General features: G+C 56.7%; 22 protein-coding genes and 1 tRNA gene. 7 read left to right on the top strand and 16 right to left on the bottom strand.

The features are described from left to right. Positions 1–84: 84 nt before the first annotated feature. The 6 genes from ftsR to pepN all read right to left on the bottom strand — a co-directional run bounded on the left by ftsR (position 85) and on the right by pepN (position 5,994). Positions 85–861, bottom strand: a complete 777-nt coding sequence (ftsR, locus tag EII11_RS00475) for a transcriptional regulator FtsR (protein ID WP_124867521.1) — start codon at positions 859–861, stop codon at positions 85–87. Beyond that, the gene (locus tag EII11_RS00480; RefSeq protein WP_124867523.1) at positions 858–1,289 is read right to left on the bottom strand and encodes an FHA domain-containing protein; all 432 of its coding nucleotides are present in this window, start codon (positions 1,287–1,289) and stop codon (positions 858–860) included. Before EII11_RS00480 ends, ftsR begins: the two co-directional genes overlap by 4 nt. Positions 1,290–1,384: 95 nt before the next feature. Next, entirely contained in the window at positions 1,385–2,188 is an 804-nt protein-coding gene (locus tag EII11_RS00485) for a DUF881 domain-containing protein (protein ID WP_124867525.1), read from the bottom strand. A gap of 1 nt (position 2,189) precedes the next feature. Continuing rightward, complete coding sequence (locus EII11_RS00490; protein WP_124867527.1) at positions 2,190–2,522, bottom strand: small basic family protein; 333 nt, start codon at positions 2,520–2,522, stop codon at positions 2,190–2,192. Next, positions 2,522–3,370, bottom strand: a complete 849-nt coding sequence (locus EII11_RS00495; RefSeq protein ID WP_124867529.1) for a DUF881 domain-containing protein — start codon at positions 3,368–3,370, stop codon at positions 2,522–2,524. The genes EII11_RS00490 and EII11_RS00495 overlap by 1 nt, the downstream gene beginning before the upstream one ends. After that, the gene (gene pepN, locus EII11_RS00500) at positions 3,367–5,994 is read right to left on the bottom strand and encodes an aminopeptidase N (RefSeq protein WP_124867531.1); all 2,628 of its coding nucleotides are present in this window, start codon (positions 5,992–5,994) and stop codon (positions 3,367–3,369) included. Before pepN ends, EII11_RS00495 begins: the two co-directional genes overlap by 4 nt. Positions 5,995–6,168: 174 nt before the next feature. On the opposite strand from pepN, the gene EII11_RS00505 reads away from it, so the two are divergent. The 3 genes from EII11_RS00505 to EII11_RS00515 all read left to right on the top strand — a co-directional run bounded on the left by EII11_RS00505 (position 6,169) and on the right by EII11_RS00515 (position 10,218). Next, positions 6,169–7,746, top strand: coding sequence for a UDP-N-acetylmuramoyl-L-alanyl-D-glutamate--2,6-diaminopimelate ligase (locus EII11_RS00505; protein WP_124867533.1), 1,578 nt, complete (start codon positions 6,169–6,171; stop codon positions 7,744–7,746). 212 nt (positions 7,747–7,958) lie between these two features. Next, the gene (der, locus tag EII11_RS00510) at positions 7,959–9,383 is read left to right on the top strand and encodes a ribosome biogenesis GTPase Der (protein WP_124868224.1); all 1,425 of its coding nucleotides are present in this window, start codon (positions 7,959–7,961) and stop codon (positions 9,381–9,383) included. A 508-nt stretch (positions 9,384–9,891) separates the two neighbouring features. Next, positions 9,892–10,218, top strand: a complete 327-nt coding sequence (locus tag EII11_RS00515; protein ID WP_124867535.1) for a TfoX/Sxy family protein — start codon at positions 9,892–9,894, stop codon at positions 10,216–10,218. A gap of 16 nt (positions 10,219–10,234) precedes the next feature. Here EII11_RS00515 and EII11_RS00520 read toward each other — a convergent pair whose 3' ends face one another. The 10 genes from EII11_RS00520 to xerD all read right to left on the bottom strand — a co-directional run bounded on the left by EII11_RS00520 (position 10,235) and on the right by xerD (position 18,465). Next, a complete protein-coding gene (locus tag EII11_RS00520; protein ID WP_124868226.1) occupies positions 10,235–11,092 on the bottom strand; it encodes a class I SAM-dependent methyltransferase in 858 nt (285 codons plus the stop codon). 195 nt (positions 11,093–11,287) lie between these two features. Beyond that, positions 11,288–11,869 carry an NAD(P)H-dependent oxidoreductase gene (locus tag EII11_RS00525; protein ID WP_124867537.1) on the bottom strand — a complete coding sequence of 194 codons (582 nt, stop codon included), beginning with the start codon at positions 11,867–11,869 and terminating at the stop codon, positions 11,288–11,290. Between the two features lie 298 nt (positions 11,870–12,167). Then, positions 12,168–12,241: transfer RNA gene (locus EII11_RS00530), tRNA-Pro, on the bottom strand. Positions 12,242–12,405: 164 nt separating this feature from the next. Then, entirely contained in the window at positions 12,406–13,137 is a 732-nt protein-coding gene (gene cmk / locus EII11_RS00535; RefSeq protein ID WP_124867539.1) for a (d)CMP kinase, read from the bottom strand. Between the two features lie 63 nt (positions 13,138–13,200). Continuing rightward, positions 13,201–14,367: a prephenate dehydrogenase gene (locus tag EII11_RS00540; protein ID WP_124868228.1), complete on the bottom strand. Its 1,167-nt coding sequence runs from the start codon at positions 14,365–14,367 to the stop codon at positions 13,201–13,203. Between the two features lie 68 nt (positions 14,368–14,435). Further along, entirely contained in the window at positions 14,436–15,185 is a 750-nt protein-coding gene (locus EII11_RS00545; RefSeq protein WP_124867541.1) for a pseudouridine synthase, read from the bottom strand. Then, positions 15,182–15,823 (bottom strand): SMC-Scp complex subunit ScpB, encoded by a 642-nt coding sequence (gene scpB, locus EII11_RS00550; protein WP_276310945.1) that lies wholly within the window; start codon positions 15,821–15,823, stop codon positions 15,182–15,184. The genes EII11_RS00545 and scpB overlap by 4 nt, the downstream gene beginning before the upstream one ends. Further along, entirely contained in the window at positions 15,820–16,653 is an 834-nt protein-coding gene (locus tag EII11_RS00555; protein ID WP_420820430.1) for a segregation and condensation protein A, read from the bottom strand. Before EII11_RS00555 ends, scpB begins: the two co-directional genes overlap by 4 nt. Next, on the bottom strand, positions 16,637–17,500 hold the full coding sequence (locus EII11_RS00560; RefSeq protein WP_124867543.1) for a ParA family protein: 864 nt from the start codon (positions 17,498–17,500) through the stop codon (positions 16,637–16,639). The genes EII11_RS00555 and EII11_RS00560 overlap by 17 nt, the downstream gene beginning before the upstream one ends. Next, positions 17,497–18,465 (bottom strand): site-specific tyrosine recombinase XerD, encoded by a 969-nt coding sequence (gene xerD / locus EII11_RS00565; protein WP_124868234.1) that lies wholly within the window; start codon positions 18,463–18,465, stop codon positions 17,497–17,499. Before xerD ends, EII11_RS00560 begins: the two co-directional genes overlap by 4 nt. Before the next feature lie 91 nt (positions 18,466–18,556). Here xerD and tkt point away from each other — a divergent pair, with 91 nt between their 5' ends. The 4 genes from tkt to pgl all read left to right on the top strand — a co-directional run bounded on the left by tkt (position 18,557) and on the right by pgl (position 24,006). Beyond that, positions 18,557–20,689 carry a transketolase gene (tkt, locus tag EII11_RS00570; RefSeq protein ID WP_124868236.1) on the top strand — a complete coding sequence of 711 codons (2,133 nt, stop codon included), beginning with the start codon at positions 18,557–18,559 and terminating at the stop codon, positions 20,687–20,689. Positions 20,690–20,780: 91 nt separating this feature from the next. Next, positions 20,781–22,307, top strand: coding sequence for a glucose-6-phosphate dehydrogenase (gene zwf, locus EII11_RS00575; RefSeq protein ID WP_124867545.1), 1,527 nt, complete (start codon positions 20,781–20,783; stop codon positions 22,305–22,307). Beyond that, on the top strand, positions 22,304–23,281 hold the full coding sequence (locus EII11_RS00580) for a glucose-6-phosphate dehydrogenase assembly protein OpcA (RefSeq protein ID WP_124867547.1): 978 nt from the start codon (positions 22,304–22,306) through the stop codon (positions 23,279–23,281). The genes zwf and EII11_RS00580 overlap by 4 nt, the downstream gene beginning before the upstream one ends. Next, complete coding sequence (gene pgl, locus EII11_RS00585) at positions 23,278–24,006, top strand: 6-phosphogluconolactonase (protein ID WP_165867013.1); 729 nt, start codon at positions 23,278–23,280, stop codon at positions 24,004–24,006. Before EII11_RS00580 ends, pgl begins: the two co-directional genes overlap by 4 nt. Positions 24,007–24,113 lie beyond the last annotated feature (107 nt).

Raw genomic sequence — 24,113 nt, forward strand, 5'->3', positions numbered from 1 at the left:
TTGTATAACGCTAGGCTTGAAATGGCCTCTGGTCAACGACTAAGACGGCGTGCCTCAACCTCAAGTTGAGAGTGAAGGTTGGTGTTAATGCTGAAGCCCTGAAAGCGCTGTGCGCAACATCTCACGATGCAGGTGTGCAAAGAGCTCGCCTAAATCAGTTGCCCGTGCGGCGGCTTTTTCTTTATCTCCGCTTCTCCCTCGCGCACGCTGAGAATCAACGAGCTGATCCACCATATCGGCGGCACGCTCGGCTGAGTGGCGAACGCTGCGTAGCAAACGTAGGTCAACGCCCTCAGCCTCAAGCTGGCGGATCAGAGCAACAACATGCACGCTACGGGTTGGGAAATACCCTGCCATGTCGGGGGTAATGAGGCCCAGGCGAGTGTATTCCTCAAGGGATTCGTGATCCGCTCCAGTCAAGTCGGACAGATCACGAGCGGGAATATAGGCGCGGTTTTGAGGCGTGACGACTTTTCCATCAGAGGTGACAACTCTCGCGACAGGAGCCACCTCAATATCATGGCCAGCATCCAACGCTGCAAGTTCATCACCGATCACACGCAATGGAAGGTAGGAATCCCTCTGGCGGCTTAGGATGAAACGCAGTCTCTCGATATCCGCCAGAGAATACTTCCGGTAGCCGGAGCCGGTACGAGCAGGTATCACCAACCCCTCGGTCTCAAGAAAACGGATCTTTGAGACCGTTAAGGTTGGGAACTCTTTCTTCAGTTCCTCAGCAACGAAGCCGATCGCTAAAGAAGGATCACGGCTGACTCCACGAGGCCAAGGGCCTGTTTCACTACTTCCGCCGGCCTCAACAATCACCCGAGAACGGGTATTGACATCCTGCGCGGCACTCATGCGTTGTGAGGAGAGGGTTGATAGGTGAGACGGTACTTTCCGATCTGTACTTCGTCACCAGCCTGCAACTTGATCTGGTCAACACGTTCACGATTGACGTAGGTGCCATTGAGGGAACCAGAATCGCGCACAATGTGTCCCCCCTCGTGTGCGAGGAACTGGCAGTGCTTTCGAGAGACGGTCACGTCGTCAAGGAAGATGTCTGACTTAGGCGAACGACCCGCGTTGGTGACATCAGGAGCAAGAAGGAACCGCGCGCCCGTGTTTGGTCCACGCTGGACGATCAATAAAGCAGAGCCTTCAGGAAGGGCATTAACTGCTTCTTGGTCTCGAACCGATAGAGGTAGCGGGCCTGTGACGTCTTCTTCTGGACTTGATAGTGAGAAGACTGAAGTGGCCGTTGGGTCAAACTCCTGCTGCGCATCCATGTCACGTTCCTCCCTCTATGGTGACCTTCGACATCAGGTTCAAGCTTACGGTTTTTTATTCTGCGCGTCAGTGCGAACGAGATAGAAATACTAGGCTACTGCACTTTCGCCCAGCGTGGCTCGATAGGCTGTGCAACTGGACGAATTGTCACTGCTTCCTCACGGCGAATCGTCACATCAGCGCCTTTCGCGCGCATCTGAGCCGCTGAACCAGCCTGGATCTCCAAAGCCGTAGCGATAGTGTCTGGCTCGCCAATAACCTCCCACCGGAAGGGAGACGCTAAAGGCTTACCATCAAGGTAGACCCCATTGGCGTCGGAGGTAAAAGAAGACCGCATGGTGAGTCGTACGCCGTTCAAAGCGACAGCTTCGGCACCAGCATTGCGCAATTCACCAAGAGCCATGACGAAGTTTGTTGTACTCAGCGCTTTTTGGGAATCAACGACGGTCATAATCACACCCGGCCCTTCAACGGGAACGAGGGCAGCATTAATTTCGGCAAGTTCGCGAGCTTTAATGGCCTCGTCAAGAGCGGCTTGGCGTTGAGTAGCTGCATTCTCAAGCTCAGACAGCTTTGATAGCAGTTGTGCGCGCTCTGCGCGCAGGGACTCTTCTTTCGAGGTGAGTTCTTCAAGGAGCACAACAAGATCTTCTTGGGTGAGGGACTCTAGAGGGTCAGAGCGTTGCGAAATCACCTGGCTAGCGAGTGCGAAACCCAGGGAAAAGAAGATGATGAGGAGAACTACGTGAATCCCGCGAGGGGCTGAGATAAACGCTTTCCACAGTTTGCGCGTGATGGACGGCGTTGTCTTTTTCTTCTCGTCAGCCTGTGAAGAGGACTGGCTGTGTTCAGCGTTGGCTACTTTGGGATCTGGAGCTGTGCCCTGTGAACTTTGCATGTCACGCCTTGAAGATGAGACGGCGAATAGAGGCCGTGTTTGAGAAGATACGAATACCCAAGACAACCACAACTGCTGTTGTCATTGCAGAGCCGACTCCGAGCTGCGTTCCCAGGAATACTAAAAGACATGCGATAACGACATTCCAGAAAAAGGACATAATGAAGACTCTGTCGGAGAAGACATCCTCAAGCCAAGCACGAGCTGCGCCAAAGAGAGCATCGAGTCCTGCCACCACTGCGACGGGTAAGAAAGGCTGCATCCACACGGGGATAGTGGGGTCAAGCAGGATGCCTGCGACAATGCCGGCGATGAGGCCAAGAACTGCGATCATCAGTGACTCCTCAACTCGTTGACAGGGGTGGTGTGGCGAAGTGGGCGGGCATCGCGCCCTTCCATAGTGAGTTCTTCAACCGACTGAGTAACAATCTGAATGCCTTGCAAGGACTCGACACTCGATAGGTAGTCTCCGCTTGCGCCGCGAACAAGTGATACTGAAAGCTCGGTTGGATCTCCAATAGCCTCAACAATATACGGCGCATGCACAGGTTTGACATTGACAAGGACTGATGAGCCCGCAGTACGGATAAAAGAGCCCGGTCCAAGGCGAATGCCATTAATGCTCATTGCCTCAGCTCCCGCTGACCACAGGGCATTGACGACCATTCGCAGGTCATGGTCACGCACTTTGCCTGTACTTCGCGGGCTTGAGGTTTCAATGGCGGTTTGGGGCGCGTCATTGAGAGTGACGCGTAGGCCTTTACCGTGCACCGTTTTCTGCGCGGTTGCAAGGGCGGTGCCATCTGGCAGTTCATCACTGCCCGGCGTTAAGCTTTGGGTTTCGGCAGAGATCTTGGCGTTGATCTGCTCGTTTTCTTTATCAAGTGTATTGACAATTTCTGTGCGTTCGTGCACCTGAGTCAACAGACTCGCCTCGATGTCGAATCGTGTGGGGGCGCGCAGATTCTTTACCGCCGTCATGGAGACGAACCCTAAGGCAACAGCAAGAATAACGACGAGCACTTTTTGAGCAGCGGTCATTGAACTCTTAGCAGCACCGTAGGAGTGGTAGCCCGCATCAAGAGGGTTGAAAAGAATCTGCGTGAGCAACGACATTGAGGCGGCCGGATCACGCTGAGGCCTCATCGGCTCTTGCTGGCCATCAGGGATCGTTGCGTTCATAACGTCGTCTCTTGGACTCTCAGTGCGCGCTTGACGTCATCAATGTGTTCAACGATAAGACGCTTCAGGGCATCGGGGGCGTTGGTGTGCTGGTTAAGCCATTGCTTAGCTGCTGCGAGGAGGTCATGTGAACGTGCACTGTTCTCGCAGTCAATGGCGCGCGGGAAAGCTCCATGAACGAAACGTATTCCCATACCGATGGAGTGGGAGTCCCAGAAAGTATCGAGGACGGAGAAGAAAGCATCGGTGAGTTCATCGCCTTCCCATTGCGATGCGGCGAGCCCGTCAAGGCTGGCACTGAGATGCTCGTTTGAAAGGTTTCCTTCCACGACGTGATGCCATGTTGCACGCCTGTTTTCTGCGTCAGGAAGGGCACTGACGGCACGGCGATGGTGCACTTCTGCTTCACCGGTGTGCTGGGCGTCAAGCCAGGAGTCAAGGGCGTCACGTGAGGTGAGGCCCCTGGTTGCGAGTGCGAGTCGCGCCGCCCATTCAAGATCGCTGCTCGCTGGGACAAGAGTCGACTGTCCTTCGGCGATGGCCTGAACCTCATCGAGAATGTCGTTTTTCTCGGCTGGTAATCCCTGGAAAGCCGTAAGGAGTGTATGAGCCCAGGGGCGGGCTTTGTCCTGGCTGATTGAGCCCTTAAGTACCTCAAGGCAACGTGAGGCCACGGAGTATCGAAGATCAGCTCGTTGGGAGGCCGGGAGGAATGATGAGATGGCGGTTGACACGGTGTGAAGGAGTCGAACGAGGACGGCCTCTTCGCTTTCGTGCGGGGCATGGGCGAGAACAGCTTCTACATAGCGTCTCGGATGGAGGAGTCCATCTCGCACCGCCATCCACAGGGAGGACCAGACGACGGCGCGGGTGAGCGGCTGGGAGCATGTGCCAAGAGCGTTCAGCGCAGTGGTGGTTGAGTGTTCGTCGAGACGTGCCACCGCGTAGGTCAAATCATCGTCGTTGACAACGACAAGATCGCATTCTGCGATTGCTCCTGGGCGGTCTAAGATGCCCTCAACGTCGATGGGGGCGACTCGTCCCTCGATACGCACGGGGAAACGGTGGGTGCAGACCAGTGTGTTTTCTCCTGAGGGCTGTTCGCGGAGAGCCCAGGTCGACACGATGAGTTCGTGTGGACGGAGCACGCACTCTGCACCCGGTGTGGAACCTTGAGTTAATGCGAAGGAGCGAACTTCACCATTGGGGCCTTCTTCCCAGGTTGCAGCCAACGCTGATGGTCCGGTGGTATGCAACCACAGGCGTTCCCAATCACTCAGATCTTCGCCGGATTCAGCGCCGAGCGCTTCAAGGAGGTCATGCAGGGTGGTTGCGCCGAAGGCATGTGTGCGAAAGTAACGTGTTGCGGCTGAGAAAAAGACATCTCGTCCGACCCAAGCGACGAGCTGTTTAAGAACGGAGGCCCCCTTGGCGTAGGTAATGCCATCAAAGTTGTTCTTCGCAGCATCGACGTCGGGTATATCGGCGGCGATGGGGTGGGTTGTTGGGTAGAGGTCTTGTTGGTACGCCCAGGCTTTTCGTGCGATCGCGAAGGCTGCCCACTCCCCCACATAGGGCGTTGCTTCGGCGGCAGCCATTGTGCCTTGATTGTCAGCGAAGGATTCTTTCAGCCATAAGTCGTCCCACCAACGAGGAGTGACAAGATCACCGAACCACATGTGGCACATTTCGTGCAAGATAACGTTCGCGCGTTTCTGGCGGTCAGCGAATGTGGGGGTGTCGCGCGAGAGAAAACTTTCCGTAAAGGTTACGCAGCCCGGATTCTCCATAGCACCGAGGTTGTACTCCGGTACGAAAATCTGATCGTAGGTTCCCCACGGATAGGCCACCGCGTAGTTCTGATGGAAGTAGTCCAATCCGTTGCGAGTTACGGAGAGGATGTCTTTAGCGTCCATGTACTGCGCGAGTGCTTGTCGGCACAGGAGACGTAGAGGGATGGCTAAGCCCGCAGCATCGGGGCACCGTGAGACAAGCTCCGTCGAGGGAGTCCATGTTCCACCGTCAACGACGCTCCATTGCCCGGCGACGATGGCCGTGATGTAGCTTGACAGCGGCGGAGTTGAAGAGAAGGTGTGGTAGTCGCCTCCAGAGGAGGACGGTAAAGACTCAAGGAGCGCACCGTTCGAGGTGACAACCCATCCTGAGGGGGCGGTGATGTGGAAGGTCCACACTGCCTTCATATCGGGCTGGTCAAAGCAGGGCCAGGCGCGGTGAGCATCGTTGGGCTCAAACTGGGTGTAGAGGTAGACGCGCCCATCCTCAGGATCGTGGTAGCGGTGCAAGCCCTCGCCCGAGCGAGAAAAGAGGCAGCGTGCGTTCACCTCAACGGACAGTTCCTCATTTTGGGGAAGGTCCGTGAGGTCAAGACGTGCACCATCATGACGGAAGGCGTGAGGCTCACCATTGACGGTGACGCCAAGGACGTGTCCCTTCACGTCGATGAAGGTAGTGCCAGAAGAGCTGGAGAAAACACATGTGGAGGTAACGGCGTAGTCATTGACCTGTGGATCTGCTGCTGCAGAAAGATCGACGTGAACATCCATTGTTGTCAACGTGATATCGGCAGAACGGATCAGTGCGTCATGGCGTGTCAATGAGTACATGTCTTAATTCTAAGACCCCTTTGAGGAGCTGCCCGGGGGAAAGCGCTGAAGAGTGTCGGAGCGTTTCAGTGCTCTCTGCGTGAGTGACGGTGCCACTGTGAAAACGAGGGGAAGGGATGATTCCACACTCCGTTATTCTTCATGCGTGGCCTGCGCGCACTACAGTAGAGGCTCATGAGTTCTGTTTTGGATATTCGTCCCACGGTTGACACTCTCTCCTTCGCTGAATCTATGGAGGGTATCGACGTCCTACGGTGGATTGACGCTACAGGAGCGCCCGAATTTTCAGCCTCGCAGACGCAGGTCAGGGGTGTGACGGTATCCAGCAATGACCTTGAAGAGGGATGGATTTTTATTGCGATCCCTGGCCTGGTGAAGCACGGTGTCCGTTTTGCCGCTGCCGCAGAACGCAAGGGCGCTGCCGCTATCGTCACTGACGAGGCAGGTGCCGCTGAACTTCAGCAAATGGGCGTGACACTGCCGGTGGCGGTTATTGCCAATCCGCGCGAGGCTGCCGCGCAAATCTCAGCCCGTGTCTATAACTTCCCTGCCAGCAGGCTGTCTACGATGGCCATTATCGGAACGAATGGTAAGACGACGACCTCGTATCTGATGCGTGCAGCACTTCAATGCCGCTACCCCGATCCTGCCCTCTGCGGTACCGTCGAGAGCCGCATCGGTGACCTGAGATTTGTGTCAGACCAGACCACCGCTGAAGCCCCCGTCGTTGAGCGTTTGCTTGCTCTGGCCGAGCAGAAAGGTTTGGGAGCAGCCGTCGTCGAAACCTCAGCTCATGCACTGAGCCTCAACCGCGTCGATGGCATCATTTTTGACGTCGTCGGTTTCACCAACCTACAGCACGATCACCTTGACTACTACGGCACAATGGAGAACTACTTCGAGGCAAAGAAACTCCTGTTTACGCCCGAACATGCCGCGCGTGGTGTTGTATGCGTTGATGACGAGTGGGGCCAGCGCCTGGCCAGCGAAGCCACTATCCCTGTTGCCACAGTTTCAGCGTTGACTGATACGCCGGCCGAATGGACCGTCCGTGACATTCACCCTGATAAAGAGACTTCGCGCACGGTCTTTACCCTTGTTGATCCTGAAGGCAAGGGTCACCGCGTAGCGATGCCGATTCTTGGCGAGGTCAACGTTCAAAATACGGCGTTGGCGATTGTCTGCGGTGTTCAGGCCGGATTTGGTCTTGACGAGGTCATCGCAGCCATCGAAGCTGCCGAGCAGATCCCCGGTCGCATGGAGAAGGTGAATCCCGAGCCCGGTAATCAACCTCTTGTTGTTGTTGATTATGCTCATACGCCAGAGGGGCTGGAATGGACCCTCAAGTCCACTCGTGAACTCACCAAGGGGCGTTTAGTTCTTGTCTTTGGTACTGACGGTGACCGCGACGCTACTAAACGTGAATATCTTGCCGAACTGGCGGCCCAGCACGCAGACATCCTATGGGTCACTGATGAGAATCCTCGCACGGAGGATCCTCAGTCCATTCGTGATTACCTCTTGCGGGGTATTGCTCGCGTTCGCCCTGACATGCATGATGTGATTGAGATCAAGACAAGCCGTCGCGACGCTGTTCGCAAGGCTATCCTCGCAGCAGAAGCCGGTGACACAATCCTCATCACTGGTAAGGGGTCGGAGTGGTATCAAGACATTGACGGTATCAAGCATGAATACAACGATGTGCCCGTCAGCCGTGAGGTGCTTGCCCAAGACATCCGAGCCTCCCTCTAGAGCCCTTCTGAAGAATTCAATTATCCTCACTCCCCCACACGATCGACCCCACTGACCCCACAGGGCTGGTGTCGTGTTGCCATAAGGGCGTTGCCGTGGATCTTCGTAGTAACACCCTCAATCGGGGCTGGCACCTGCTTTCCCGTAGAATAAAGGGCGTGAATGACAACTTTTATGCTGATGGCCTCTCTGAGGACGAGATTGAACTTCAGATGCGCTCCATGCGCGCGAGCCTGGATCAGTTCGAGCTTGATGATGAAGATCTTGCCCTTCTTGACGAGGAATACGAGTTTGATGAAGTAGAGGAGGTCCGCCCGGGCCTACCCGTACTCGCCGTCGTGGGGCGACCCAACGTCGGAAAGTCAACTCTGGTGAACCGTATTTTGGGCCGTCGCGAAGCAGTTGTCCAAGACACACCTGGGGTGACTCGTGACCGCGTCTCCTACCAAGCAGAATGGGCAGGCCGTGACTTTACCCTTGTCGATACCGGCGGTTGGGAAGTTGATGTCGAAGGACTGGACCGCTCCGTTGCAGAACAGGCAGAGGTTGCCGTTGACCTCGCCGACGCTGTCGTCCTCGTCGTTGATGCCAATGTTGGCGTGACCGCCACGGACGAGCGTGTCGTGGAAATGCTGCGCCGCAAGGGCAAGCCCATTGTCCTCGCCGCCAATAAGGTCGATTCAGCGATGCAAGAATCCGATGCCGCCTACCTGTGGTCCCTCGGCATCGGCGAACCTTTCCCCATCTCTGCACTTCATGGACGCGGCACCGGTGATCTGCTTGATGCCATTATGGAGGTGCTCCCTGAAGAATCGGCTGTCGCCACGGCAATGCCTGTTGGTGGCCCCCGTAGGGTCGCTCTTGTTGGTCGGCCGAATGTTGGCAAGTCCTCCCTTCTTAACGCTCTGGCTGGCTCCTCCCGAGTTGTCGTTAATGAGCTGGCGGGCACCACACGCGATCCCGTTGATGAACTTATCGAACTGGATGATCGTGAATGGTGGTTTGTCGACACCGCTGGTATCCGTCGCAAGATGCACCGCACCACGGGTGCCGACTACTACGCCTCGATTCGTACACAGGCAGCCATTGAGAAGGCAGAGGTTGCCCTCGTCCTCTTTGATGCCTCAGAGCCTTTGACTGAGCAGGATATTCGCGTCGTCCAGCAGGTCGTGGATGCGGGGCGTGCCCTTGTGATCGTCAATAACAAGTGGGACCTTGTTGATGAGGAACGCCAGCAATTCCTGCGCGCTGAACTTGAACGTGAACTCGTCCAGATCCCCTGGGCACAACGCATCAATCTTTCAGCTAAGACCACCTGGCACACCAACCGCATTGCGCGTGCACTGGATGCCGCTCTGGAGGGGTGGGAAACCCGCATCCCCACGGGCAAACTTAATGCTTTCCTCGGTCAGCTTGTCGCCGCACACCCCCACCCGGTCCGCGGCGGTAAACAGCCGCGTATTCTCTTTGCTACGCAGGTTGGTTCCAAGCCACCGCGTTTTGTCCTCTTCACCACCGGATTCCTTGATCCGGCTTACCGCCGTTTTATTGAGCGACGACTACGTGAGGACTTCGGTTTCGTTGGGACGCCAATTCAGTTGTCGGTTCGAGTCCGCGAAAAGCGTAAGAAGCGCTGAGGCGCCCTGTCGTCCTCAACGTCACTGGCGAGGTGTGCCGCTCCCGCTGGCAATGCCATCACCGGCGAGCCCTGCCTACGCCGACTGCGCTGCGAACTGCGGGGCTCTGCCCCTAGGCTTTGACCGGCGAGGCTCCGTCTGCGTCGAGTGCGCTGCGACTGGCGAGGTGAGCCGCTTGTGCGCCGACTGGCTACACCGCGACCGGCGAGGTGAGCCGCTCCTACACCGCGACCGGCGAGGTGAGCCGCTCCTACACCGCGACCGGCGAGGCGAGCCGCTTGTGCCCATGAGCCTGCGCTTCGCTTCGGCTCATATGCCCAACCGCGCCGCAAGCGGCTCACCTCACCAGCCTCTTCTGTTGCTGGTTCTTCTGTCTCAGCGCTTGACGACTTGCTGCACTCGTTTTCTACCTGAGAGGGGTCAGCCCAGCGCACTTGGCAGGGAGCTTCGAGGGGACTGGTGCAGCCGAGCTGTTGAATGCTGACACAGTGCGGTATAGGGTGCCGATATGGCTTCTTCGGTCGAATTCATTGAGTTTGTGTGTGAACAGCTTGAGGGGACTGGTGCTGTCCGATATCGCAAGATGTTCGGGGAGTATATGGTCTACGTCAATGATCGCCCCGTCGTTCTTGTCTGCGATGATGTTGCCTACGTTGCCATACATGACGAGCTTAAGGAATTGCTCTCAGAGGCACCTACTGGCGTCGCCTACCCCGGTGCGAAGGAACGTTACATTCTTGATGTTGATAACCGTGAACTCGCCCATGAGGTGATCACTATTCTGTTGCCGCTAACGCCTCTTCCTCAGAAGAAAGCAAAGAAGAAGACCAGCTAACGAGCAAGTGATTCTGTCAGTGGAGCGGCTTGTGCGCACTCAGAGTGAAGGTCAAAGGGATCTTGGGTGAGCCCTCAGGCGGAGCGTATTGCGCATTGCTGATCTTCACGCTAGCCTGACCAAAACGCGGCCACATCGCGTATTCATGCTCCTCGAAAGAATCGATGACTAAACCGGCATTGATGAGAGCCATCATGATGTCCTGCAGCGGGTGATTCCACCAATGACTTCGTTGATGAACGATTTCCGGTGCCCCATCAGGCGTATCCGTGTAGCTGGCCGCCTCATCCTCTGACAGAACTCCTGTGTTGAAATAGTCGTATCCGACGCGTAGGCCATCGGCGGGCTCATCGGCCAACATGAGGGAGGTGGGGTGATCCTCTCGGATAAAGAAACGCGCACCAGGGCGCATGAGCCCAGCGACGACTTGGCCCCACTGCGCAAGGTCAGGGAGCCATCCGAGGGCGCCAATGCCGGTATACACCAAATCGAAACGGTCCCCGTCACTATGCGCCCCAAGAGCATCAACAGCGTCGTAGACGTTTGCCTTCACGAACTCCACCTGCGCTCCGGCGCGATGCGCAATGTCTGCTCCTAGACGCAGCGACTCGCCTGAAAGGTCAAGGCCGACAACACGCCGAGCGCCTAAACGATCAAAACAGAGAGTATCCGTCCCGAGATGGCACTGTAGGTGAACAATATCTTTCCCCGTCAAGTCACCTAAACGTTCTCGATCAATCGCGACACAGGCCTCAATGTGTGTGCGCTCTGAAATAAGCGTTTCAACATCGTACATCTCAGAGAGAACATGCACCTTCGCACGATCATCCCAATTTGCCTCATTGTCAAGGAAATAATGCTCGTATTGTGTCATCACGGTAAAAACCATAACACACGGAATAATGCGGAATTCTCACCAATGAAGGTGGGTGACGCTGTCTCAATGGTGCACCATCGTGAACTGAGAATGACTTCCTGTGCTGGCAATAACAAAAGGTCGGGCGCTCACCATACGGTGAGCGCCCGACCTTAAGCTCAGACTCTATGGTGCCGTCTTAACGGCGATGCGTCACTTGCCGATGAAGGCGAGGAAGGCGTCAACCTGAGCTCCGAGAACCTTGGCGTCCTCATCGCTGACAGTCCAGGAGCCTTCGGCCCATGCTTCGCCGGGAAGAACGAAGCCAGCCTGGCCGTCGGTCATGACGTTCATGCCGATGAAAGCGGTGAGATCGTTGACAGCAGCGCGTGCTTCAGCGGTGGCGGCGGGGCCGGAAGCGCCAGAAGCGGTCACAGGCATGCCGCGCACAACGGTCTCCTGCATGGAGCCGTTGGGGGTGGTGGGACGGGAGAGCCAGTCGAAGAAGTTCTTCACCTGAGCGGGCATCTGGGCGTTGTACTGAGGGGTGAAAACCCACAGAGCGTCAACGGCGCCAACCTGCTCGCGAACGTTCGCAACAACGGCGGGGGTGGGGAACTCTTCGTCCTGGTTGACGAAGGGGAGGCCATCGAACTCGATGTAGGTGACGTTAGCGCGGCCTTCGAGCAGTTCCTGGGCCTTCTCAGCGAGGCTGCGGTTGAAGGAGTTCTTGCGGAGGGAGCCAACGACAAAGCCAATGGTTGGGAGCGACAAGATAGTACCTTTCTCAATCATTTGGTGATGATCCTTTAGTATAAGCACCGCCTATTTACTGCTGTCCTCTTGGGAGGCTGTGATCTACACCCCTTCTAGAGCAATAATATTATAAATATCAATAGCGAAAATGGCCTAACAATGCGCTCGCACGAAGATTGCTGACCAAAGCTAGCTGAAAACTATGACGGATGACACTACTGATGCAGGGGGCAGGCTTCCAGATTCAGTGTAAGCCACTTTTAAAAGTTTGCTGTCTTGATGGCATATAGAGAAAGAGGAAGGCCGCAACGCATTCGCGTTGCGGCCTTCCAAACCGTCGGGCTGGCGGGATTTGAACCCACGACCCCTTGACCCCCAGTCAAGTGCGCTACCAAGCTGCGCCACAGCCCGATTCTTTTGTTGTCCCGCTCTCGCGGCGACCTGATAACTATAGATCATGTGGGGGGTGGGATACCAAATCCGTCGAGCGCGAGGCGGGTCACATTTATGCTTGTCATCGGCGGTAAAAAGATCTTACCCACGAAAAAACGTCGAAAATGCTTGCAGCCTGGCCTCTACCCGCCAGCTCTTTGCTGAAGATCATCCTCCACAAGGGCAACAACAGCAGCTAAGACCCCCGGAATATCCAAACCCGATGAATCTACCTCGCGTACACCTTCTGCGGCCGTCATGAACTCCGAAACCGTCGAATCGGCCGCATCGCGTTCATCGATCTGTTTGCGGGTTGCTTCGAGAAGTTCAGGGGTGACCTGACCGTAGAGCTCGCGAGTACGGCGTTCCAAGCGAGCCTGTGGATTGGCGAGCAACAGTACGCGAACGTCGGCGTCCGGGCAGACAACGGTCGTGATGTCGCGTCCTTCAGCCACCATACCCGAACCAGAATTGCGGGCCTCCAACATGCGACGTCGCTGTTCGATAGCCATCCATCGGCGCACGGCCAGATTCGTCGACACGTGCATGACGTTCTCTGACACGCGTGGCTCACGAATTGCGGCCGTAATCTCCGTATCCCCTACCCAGTAATGAGGATCCTCAGGATCGGAGAACATGCGTAATGGCATCTCGTCAGCAATTGCCGCTACTGCTTCGTGATCTCGCAAATCAATACCACGATCCAGCGCATACCAGGTCAGTGCCCGATACATCGCCCCAGTGTCGAGATATCCAATGCCGAGTTCCTTTGCGAGGAGGCGCGAAACTGTGGATTTACCCGAGCCGGCCGGGCCATCAATAGCGATTGTTGTGCCAACACGGGTAATTAAATCTTGGCGTTGTGCGCGATCCATCCAGACTCTCCTTTGCATCTCTTCAACGGCGCCAGCGCCGATCATTATTCATCATTCACACCTTCACGCCCCGTGATGAGCAATAATCCGCCACCCGCGGCCCTCCAGATCTCGTTCTGCTTGACGGGCCACACCAGGATCCACCATTAGTCGTGCGAGGCCAACCCGCTGCCCAGCAGAGTGCTCAAGCACGAGATCTTCGATATTGACCCCCAGCTCACCCAATTCGCTAAAGAGGCGTCCCAACTCCCCCGGTTCGTCAGGGACCAACACCTCAACCTCGGCATAACGCCGAGGGGCACCACCATGCTTACCAGGAATACGTGCCACTCCCCTATTGCCTGCTGTCATCACACGATTCACCGCACCAACGCTCCCGCCCTCTAAGGGGCCCTGAGCTGCCGCTGCGTCCAGGTGAGAGAGCAGATCGTCAACATCATCGCGCAGTGCGTGAAGCACATCGGCAACAGGTCCAGCGTTACCGGCAAGAATTGCTGTCCACAGGCGCGGATCGGAAGCAGCGATACGCGTCGTATCCCTCAAGCCCTGTCCTGCCAACCCCAGCGCCTCAGCAGGAGCTTCCTCCAAGCGGGCCGCCAACATGGAGGCCACCAGTTGGGGAACGTGAGATACCAGCGCAACCGACTGATCATGGGTAGCGGCATCCATCTCCACGGGGACGCTCCCCACATCCATCGCCAGAGTACGCACCATGAGCACAGCCCGCGCATCGCAGTCAGACCCAGCTACCAACACCCAAGGGCGGCCAACAAAAAGATCAGCGTCAGCAGCTCCCGCTCCCGAACGCTCACGACCCGCCATCGGGTGAGAACCAACATAGCGAGCAGCCAATGAAGGGTCACCAGCGGCCTTAGCCTCGTCAAGAACATCTTGAAGGACGGCTGACTTCACCGAGGCCACATCGGTGACCACCGCCTGCGGAAAACGCCGTAGAGCCTTAACCGCCGTTGTACCAGCAACATCGGGGGGCGTTGCGATAACGACAAGCGAGGGCGCCTCGACCGTGCCACCGGGAATAAAGAAAGTGTCCTCTATAGACAGCACCTCCGCCCCGGCAGGCAACCCAGCACCCATGTCGGCACCGAGACGTTCAGAGGTCGGGGAAATATCAGAGAGGTAGACAGGGACTCCCCCGGCCTGCAGACACAAGCCCAAGGAGGCACCCAAAAGGCCAGTCCCCACAATAAGAACTGGCCCTTCAGTAGCCATGACGCGGCCAGGAGAAAGACTCACTGCGTTATGCTCCCATCGTCATCGCACGAGGCCCAACTGGTGCTTTACAGGCCCACAGAAGAGTAGAGCGCAACAAGGGCATTGCCCTTCACGCGCCGGGTCGTCCCAGGCTGAAGGCGTTCAAGCTTGACCGGGCCAAACTTTGTACGGACGAGTTCACGGACCGGGTAGCCAACAGCGTCCATCATGCGTCGCACAATGCGGTTACGGCCTTCATGAACCACGATCTCAACGGTGGTGATATCGCCGTAAGTTTCCATGACGCGGAAGGAATCCGCCCGAATCGGACCATCCTCCAATTCGATGCCTTCAAGCAGGCGACGGCGTGCACCAGGCTTGACCTCACCGTGGACGCGAGCAATATAAGTCTTGGGCACCTCGTACTTGGGGTGCATGAGACGATTAGCTAGCTCGCCATCATTGGTCAACAGAATCAGGCCCGAGGTGTCAATATCCAAGCGCCCCACATGGTAAAGACGGTCGTGACGGTCGACAATCAAATCAGACAGGGTGGGGCGGCCTTCGGGATCGCTCATTGTCGATACAACGCCGACCGGCTTATTGACAGCCAAGACAATGTGGCGTTGCTCGTCAAGGATAAGACGCTCACCATCAACATGGATCACCTGACGCTGCGGATCAACACGCAGCCCCAGGGTGCGCACCACCTTGCCATCGACCTGGACGCGGCCGTCTTCAATGAGCTCTTCGGAGGCGCGACGTGATGCCACACCTGCTTGGGCCAGCACCTTCTGCAGGCGGATACCGTCGGGTACGTGGGGATCATTCCTCACAGTGTTTCCTCCAAGTCGTCAAGCTCTTCTGCAGAGGGCAGATAGGGAGCCAGGGGAACAAGATCATTTAGGGATTCAAAACCCATTCTCTCAAGGAATGTGTCGGTGGTGCCATAGAGCCTCGCTCCAGAGTCCGTCCACCCCACTTCTTCAATGAGACCTCTAGCAACAAGCGTACGCACCACAGCGTCAACATTCACCCCACGAATGTGCGAGATACGCGACCTTGAAACAGGTTGGCGGTAGGCAACAACAGCTAAAGTCTCCAACGCTGCTTGAGAAAGTTTGGCCTGCGCAGTACCAACAATGAAGCGGCCAACAACATCTGCCCACGCTGGTGCTGAGTAAATACGCCATCCGCCCGCCGCGCGACGTAGCTCAAATCCACGAGGGCGAAGCTCGTGTTCTCCCCGATATTCGGCACTAAGGTACTCCAGAGCTTCATCAATAAGCTCGCCCGAGACATCGAAAGTCGCGCCAAGTTCTCCGGCTGTGACAGGCCGGTCGACAACCATCAGGATCGCTTCGAGCGCAGGAAGAAGCGCCCGCACCTCGTCAGAGAGTCCGCCCACGCCAGTGCCATCCAAAAAAGAGACGTCAACCTGCTCTGAGAGTGGATAGGACATGGAGTCTGTCATTGTGGAGGATCCTCTCCGTTATATTCCTCAACGATGTAGTCTGACGCAACGGTATTTTGCCCAATCCACACAATGACGAGGTCATCCCGCGGCTGTTCCTGCTCGAATTCGATAGCACGCTGTCGGTAGAGTTCGAGCAGGGCAAGGAAACGAGAGACAACAACAGCCCGCGTGCCCGCATCCTCCACAAGTTCACGAAAATGGGCGCTCCCAAGACGCTCCAGTTTTCGGACCAGCACTTGAAGTTGTTCAGCCACAGGCACCACAGGATCGTGAAGATGCGTGACGGTGACCTCGGTTGGCGTCGCTGACAAAGCATCAGCCGCAGCGCGAGCCAGATCCTCAGGAGTTGCTAACCACAAAAGCTCGGGCAGAAGCGCGGCAAAATGCGCCTCCATTGGCACCTCGCGGGCATACAGGCCCGCGTGTGCCTCCAGACGTTCTTCGATGACGGTGGAGGCCTCTTTAAAGGCACGATATTGCAAGAGCCGAGAAAAAAGTAGGTCACGAGCCTCAAGGTCTTCTCGCGAACGTTCGTCCTCGCCGAGTTCGCGCGGCAGTAAATGCGCCGCTTTCATATCGAGCAAGGTTGCAGCAACAACGAGAAACTCGGTTGTACGTGACAGATCAGGGAAAGCTCGCATATGAGCGATAAACTCATCCGTGACCTGCGCTAACGCGACCTGCGTAATATCCAGACGTTGACGGCTGATGAGTTGGAGAAGCAAATCGAAGGGCCCCTGGAATACCTCCAGGCTCACCTGAAACTCGTCAATGGCGGCCTGCGTAGGCGCAGCCATATCACGGAGGGTTTCAGGCGGCGTCACCACGAGCGATTACCTCACGCGCCAGGCGCCGGTAGGCCTTAGCACCTGCGTGGTTGGGAGCGTAGGACGTGATCGGTTCTGTTGCGACAGAGGCGTCCGGGAACTTAACCGTTCGCCCGATGCGTGTCGTGTAGACAAGGTCGCCAAACACCTCATCGAGACGATCAAGAACTTCACGTGAATGTAACGTGCGGCTGTCGACCATTGTGGCAACAATGCCATCAATCTTCAGACGGGGGTTAATACGATCACGGATCGTTTCAATCGTATCGACAAGTAGAGCCACACCACGTAAGGCAAAGAACTCAGCCTCCATCGGGACGATTACCCCATGAGCGGCTGTAAGGGCATTGACAGTCAGTAAACCTAGGGAGGGCTGGCAGTCAATGAGGATGATGTCGTAATCATCGCTCACCTGACGCAAAGCGCGATCAAGGGCTGACTCGCGTGCAACCTCGTTGACAAGCTGAACTTCGGCGGCAGAAAGGTCAATATTGGCGGGAATAATGTCGAGGTTGTCCACCGATGTGGAGATAATGGCGTCGCGCGTTGAGGTGCGTGCCTGAATAAGGAGGTTATAGACGGTTAAGTCGAGCTCAAGGGAATTGATACCCAGTCCGGCCGAAGCTGCACCTTGAGGGTCAAAATCGACGATAAGAACGCGACGACCATACTCAGCAAGCGCAGCCCCAAGATTGATCGTTGTCGTTGTCTTACCGACTCCGCCTTTTTGGTTACACATCGCGATCACGCGGGCGGGTCCGTGGCCTGCAAGCGGGGTAGGAATGGGGAAATCCTCGGCGTCGAGGCCGAGTTCGCCAGTCAAAGTCGGTTGAGCGTCGTGATTCACGTCTCTAAGCCTAGTGCATGGTCCTGTGAAAACGCCGTATCCATCGCGCGTGGATGGGCCATTCGGTGCACCTCGCGTAAGGTCTGTGCTGTCACCTTCGTGTAAATCTGCGTCGTTTGCACCGAGGCATGGCCAAGGAGCTCTTGTACATCTCGCACATTGGCACCCCCCTCAAGCAAGTGAGTCGCGAAAGAGTGACGCAGGGTGTGAGGAGAGACGTGCTCCTCAATACCAGCAGCTTTGGCGTAGAGGCCAATAGCTTCCCACGCTGATTGGCGTGAGAGAGGTGCTCCTCGTTTATTCAGAAAAACCGTCACCGCACCCCCACCTCGGGAAGCAAGAATGGGGCGCGAGCGCACAAGATAAGCGCCCAAAGCCTCCCTCGCGTAAGAGCCAATAGGCACGAGGCGCTCCTTTCGCCCCTTACCAAAGAGGCGCACAACAGGAAGCTCAGCATCGAGATCAATGTCATCCATGGCAAGCTCAATTGCTTCACTAATACGCGCTCCCGTCGCATAAAGGATCTCGATAAGGGCAGCGTCTCGGATACTCACAGGGTCATCTGAGGCGTGGGCAGCAGCCAAGAGGGCACTCACCTGATTGATGGTCAAAGCTTTTGGTAGACGGAGGGCCTGCTTAGGGATCACGAGCTGAGCGGAGGGATCCACTGCCGTCAATCCTTCGCGCAGACAGAAACGATGAAAGCTCCGAATAGACGATGCTGCCCGTGCAACAGAGGAAGCTGCGGCAGGACGGCCGGTTAAAGCACCGGAACGTAAGGCAGCAAGATGAGCTTCAATGATCTCAGCGGATATGTCATCAAAATTCTCTATCCCCTGTGCTTCGAGGTCCTCACAGTAGCGATCAATATCGCGTTGATAATTCGACACCGTATGGACGGATGCCCCTCTTTCGCTTCTGAGGTGATCACACCACTCGCGGGCAGCATCAGAGAACACAGGCATAGAGGTAATAGTAACTGCACAGATGTTCACCACGCTGAGTTCCTGGGACCTTTGCGTTCAAGAAAATGTGGGGACCCCGGTAGACTTCACTATGGAAACCGATACGCCCCATTGGCGGGGCCCGAGCGGCTTGGAGGCCGAAGTGACACTTAAGTGGGATCAGCTCGACGATCGTGCAGTCACCACTGCAAAAATTCTTTCCGCAGACGCTGTCGAAAAAGTGGGCTCGGGCCACCCCGGTGCAGCTATTTCCCTGGCACCTGCGGCATACCTTCTCTACCAGCGCCACATGCACATCGATCCCGCCGATGACCGCTGGCTCGGTCGCGACCGTTTCGTCCTATCCGCAGGGCACTCATCCCTCACCCAGTACATTCAGCTCTACATGGGCGGTCTGGGTCTGGAACTGTCCGACATTGAGTCTCTTCGTACCTTTGGTGCACTGACCCCCGCTCACCCCGAGTACGGTCACACCAAGCATGTCGAGATCACCACCGGACCTCTGGGAACCGGCATTGCGGCAGCAGTGGGCTTTGCCATGTCGGCACGCCGCACGCACGGCATGTTCGACCCCGAAACTCCCCTGGGTGAGTCCATCTTCGACCACCACGTCTACGCCATTGCAGGCGATGGCTGCCTTCAAGAAGGTGTCGCATCCGAAGCTGCATCCTTGGCAGGTACTCAAAAGCTGGGCAACCTCACGCTCATTTATGACGACAACCACATCTCCATTGAGGATGACACTTCCATCGCTTTCGATGAAGACGTCCTTGCACGCTTTGAGGCCTACGGTTGGCATGTGCAGCGCGTGCAGTGGCTAGCTGACAACGGTGACTACACCGAAGACGTCGCCGCACTTGATGCCGCCATTAAGACCGCTCGTGAAGAGACTGAACGTCCCTCAATCATTGCCCTGCGCACCATCATTGGCTGGCCGACCCCCGGCAAACAAGACACCGGCGGCATCCACGGTTCCAAGCTCGGTAGTGACGCTTTACGCGGCTTGAAGGAAGCCCTCGGTGCCGACCCCGACGCCATGTTCGATGTCGACGTAGAAGCCGTTGAGGCTGCGCGCGCAAACATGGCCGAACGCGGCCGCACCTTCCGTGCTGAGTGGGATGAGCGCTACAACGCATGGCGTGCGGCGAATCCTGAACGTGCTGAACTCCTCGATCGCGTGCTTGAGCACCGTCTGCCCGAAGGATGGGAAGAATCCCTGCCCACCTTCGAAGAAGGCACGTCTATCGCTACCCGCGCAGCATCAGGCCAGGTTCTCAATGCCATCGCGGACGTACTTCCTGAACTGTGGGGTGGCTCAGCCGACCTCGCAGGCTCCAACAACACCTTCATGAAGGGCCACCCCTCCTTCATCCCCGAGGAGAAGTCATCGAAGGCATTCCAAGGCAATGCTTTCGGACGCAACCTGCACTTCGGCGTCCGTGAGTTCGCGATGGGTGCCACCATGAACGGCATTGCGGCTGACGGTTTGACCCGCGTCTACGGCGGTACCTTCTTCGTATTCTCTGATTTCATGCGAGGTGCCGTCCGCCTGGCAGCACTCATGGATCTACCCGTCACCTACGTGTGGACTCACGACTCTATTGGTGTTGGCGAAGACGGCCCGACACACCAGCCGGTCGAACACCTTGCCTCCTACCGCGCGATTCCCAACCTTGCTGTCGTTCGCCCGGCGGATGCTGCTGAGACTGCTCAGGCATGGAAGGCAATCCTTGAACAGCGTCACCCGGCAGCACTGGTTCTGTCCCGCCAGAATCTTCCCAACCCGGTGCGCGGTGAAGGTGCTTTCGCCTCAGCTACGAACGTTGCCAAGGGCGCCTACGTCCTTTCGGACTGTGAGGGAACTCCCGATGTAATTCTTCTGGCATCAGGTTCTGAAGTGCAGATCGCCGTGGAGGCACAAAAGACTCTTACAGAGGAAGGCATTGCTGCACGAGTGGTGTCCGTGCCCTGCATGGAATGGTTCGACGAACAGAGCGCTGAATACCGCGAATCCGTGCTTCCTGCGGCTGTCCGCGCCCGCGTGAGCGTCGAGGCCGGCATTGCTCTGTCATGGCATCGCCTTGTCGGTGACGCAGGCCGTTGTGTCTCTATTGAATCCTTCGGCGCCCCCGGCGCTGCCGATGAGCTCTTCGCTCATTTCGGTATCGACACGGCTCATGTTGTTGCCGCTGCGAAGGAATCTCTTGAGGCTGCACGAGTCTGAATCCGGCGTAGACTAAGCCTGCGGGGGCTGATGGGCAGATCCCATCAGCCCCCGCGGTGCGTTTAATTGTCCATTACCTGAAAGGACCGCTGTGGAACGCCCACTTCTGCGTTTGCACGACGAGGATGACCGCCGTCTCCCTCGTATTGCCCCACCCTGTTCCCTGGTCATTTTCGGCATCACGGGTGATCTTGCCCGTAAGAAACTACTGCCGGCCATCTATGACCTCGTTAATCGCGGCCTCCTCAACCCAGCATTCGCTCTGACTGGCTTTGCGCGACGCGATTGGGATAACGGCGACTTTGAAGACTTCGTTCGTCAAGCCATCGAAAAACACGCTCGTACAGAGTTCAATGAGCGCACCTGGCGACAGCTTGCCGACGGACTACGCTTTGTGTCCGGCTCTTTCGACGATCCAGAAGGCTACCGCCGACTGGCCGAAACGGTCGCTGAGCTTGACCGCTCACGAGGCACCGGCGGTAACCACGCCTTCTACCTGTCGATTCCTCCAGCCTACTTCCCAGTTGTCTGCGAACGGCTTGCTGAATCTGGCCTTAACGCACGCCAAGGTAAGGAATGGCGTCGCGTCATCATCGAAAAGCCTTTTGGCCACGATCTTGAATCAGCGCAGGAACTTTCTGAAGTTGTTGGTCGCGTCTTCGATGAGTCGGATGTCTTCCGCATCGATCACTACCTCGGCAAAGAAACAGTGCAGAACCTGTTCGCTATGCGCTTCGCGAACGCTATGTTCGAACCGCTGTGGAACGCGAACTACGTCGATCATGTTCAGATCACCATGGCTGAAGAAATCGGTATCGGCACCCGCGCAGGCTACTACGACGGTATCGGCGCAGCCCGCGATATTATCCAAAACCACCTGCTGCAGCTCCTGGCGTTGACTGCCATGGAGGAGCCGGTTCGTCTTACCCAAAGCGAATTACGGGCGGAGAAAGAAAAAGTCTTGTCTGCCGTTCGCCTACCCGAGGATCTCAGTACCTCAACAGCCCGCGGGCAGTACGCCGCCGGCTGGCAGGGCGGGATGGAAGTGAAGGGTTTCCTTGACGAAGATGGCATTGACGAACATTCCCACACTGAAACCTTCGCCGCTATTAAGGTCTTCGTCGATACGCGGCGCTGGGCTGGGGTGCCTTTCTACCTACGCTCCGGTAAGCGTTTAGGCAAGCGTGTGACTGAAATTGCGATTGTCTTTAAGAAGTCTCCACACACGCCTTTTGAGAATTCCGATGCTGGCGAGGCCGGGCAGAACGTTCTCGTGGTGCGGGTTCAGCCTGACGAAGGTATGACCCTGCGCTTTGGGGCGAAGGTACCGGGTACTCAGATGCAGGTTCGTGACGTGACTATGGACTTCGGCTACGGACATGCCTTCACTGAAGACTCCCCCGAAGCCTACGAGCGCCTCATCCTTGACGCCTTGGTCGGTTCTGCACCGCTATTCCCCCATCAGAGGGAAGTTGAGTTGTCGTGGAAGATCCTCGACCCCGTACTCAACTACTGGCAAAGCGCAAGTGCCCCCGAACAGTACAACCCAGGATCCTGGGGTCCTGAATCCGCTCACGAAATGATGGCCCGCGATGGCCGCGCCTGGAGGAACCCGTGATTATTACCCTGAAAGACACCACTTCCTCTGAGATTGCCTCCCGAATCATCGCTCTGCGAGAAGAGGGCGGCTCAGCGACGCTCGCCCGCGTTCTCACGCTCATTGTCGTGGTTTCTGACGCACTTGATGTGGAACGCGCCATCGAGATTTCAGATGCGGCTTCCCGCGAACACCCCTGTCGAGTTATTGTCGTCGTGGACTCGGGAAGCACCGATGGTCCTGCGCGTTTCAACGCACAGATTCGTGTCGGTGACTCAGCGGGAGCCTCTGATGTTGTCGTGCTGGAACCTCGAGGGGCTGCAGCAACAGATCTGGCCTCACTCGTTGCGCCCTTGCTTTTGCCTGATACGCCGGTCGTCACCTACTGGCCTGACACTCCCCCATCAAGCCCCAGCAACCATCCGCTTGGGAGTTTGGCCGTTCGTCGTATTACCGATAGCCGTTCTGCAGAATGTCCGATGGACGCTATCCGTGCTCTCGGAGACGTCTACGCGCCTGGCGACACAGATCTGGCATGGTCAGGAGTCACACTGTGGCGTGCTCTTCTTGCCACCATTGTTGAGGACTTTGACATGGTTCCCGAACGCATTCGCGTGACGGGGCATGCCACCCATCCGTCATCCTTCCTCATTGCTGCCTGGCTGAACTATAAGCTCGGTATTCCGACGGCACATGAGGTCGATCCTGATGCGCAGACCATTACCGGCGTTCATTTTGAGTTCAGTGACGGACGCGAGGTCGCACTCACCCGCCGTGCGGGCTCATCAGTGGCGCATCTTCAACGCAGCGGCTTTGATACAGCCTTCGTGAACCTGCCACGTCGTGCTGTTCAGGACTGCCTCATGGAGGAACTGCGCCGCCTCGACCCGGATATCTTCTACGGCAGTATTCTTGCAGCCTTGGATCAGATTCCATTGGTGCCAGCAGACACCGTGAAGCAGGACGCTACGGCGCAGGAAGGATTCGGGCAGTGACCCCACAGGCGGACAAGACGTTCATCTCGCCCGATGCTACTGCGCTTGCGCGCCATCTTGCTCAAGACCTCGCCCATCACATTCAGGTGCAAGCTGAACGCCGTAGTGACGAAACACCGGTGGAAATCGCCATTGCTGGTGGTTTCGTCGCAACCCACGTCCTGCCTGCACTCGGTGAAGAAGGCCAAGGGGTTGATTGGAGTAAGGTTCGTTTCTGGTGGTGTGACGAACGTTTTGTCCCTGCAGGTCATCCTGATCGTAACGATGAGGAAGCTCGCCGACACCTTCTTGACCATCTTGATGGTGTCCGCTTTATTCCGATGCCAAGCGATGAAGGACAAGGTCTTCCTACTGCGTGCGTAGAGTTCACTGAGCAATGGAAGACCCTCATGGCAACGCGCAGCCTGGATGTTGTTGTGCTGGGAATGGGCCCCGATGGACATATCGCCAGTCTTTTCCCTGGCATGTACTCTCCTGAGGAAAGCCAAGCGATCGTTTCCGTCGAAGACTCTCCCAAACCTCCGCCACAGCGGCTCTCGCTCAGCATGCCGGTGATTTTGGCAGCGCAGCGTATCTACCTAGCTGCAGCCGGTGAAGCCAAGTCAGAGATACTTGGACAAGCATTCACCACGGACGTCGACATTCGTGATTGTCCAGTGGCGGCCCTGCGTCAGCGCAGTGACTGCCGGTGGTATCTCGACGAGGCATCCGCTTCACAGCTCTGAAAAGAGGAAATCCCCCAGAACTTGAGCGTCTACGCTTCTGAAGAAGCAGCGTAAACATCAAGCGCTGGGGGATTTCCTATGTAAAGTGACTGGGGCTTATGTGTCGA

The organism is Schaalia canis (assembly GCF_003858455.1).
GTDB classification, from domain to species: domain Bacteria; phylum Actinomycetota; class Actinomycetes; order Actinomycetales; family Actinomycetaceae; genus Pauljensenia; species Pauljensenia canis.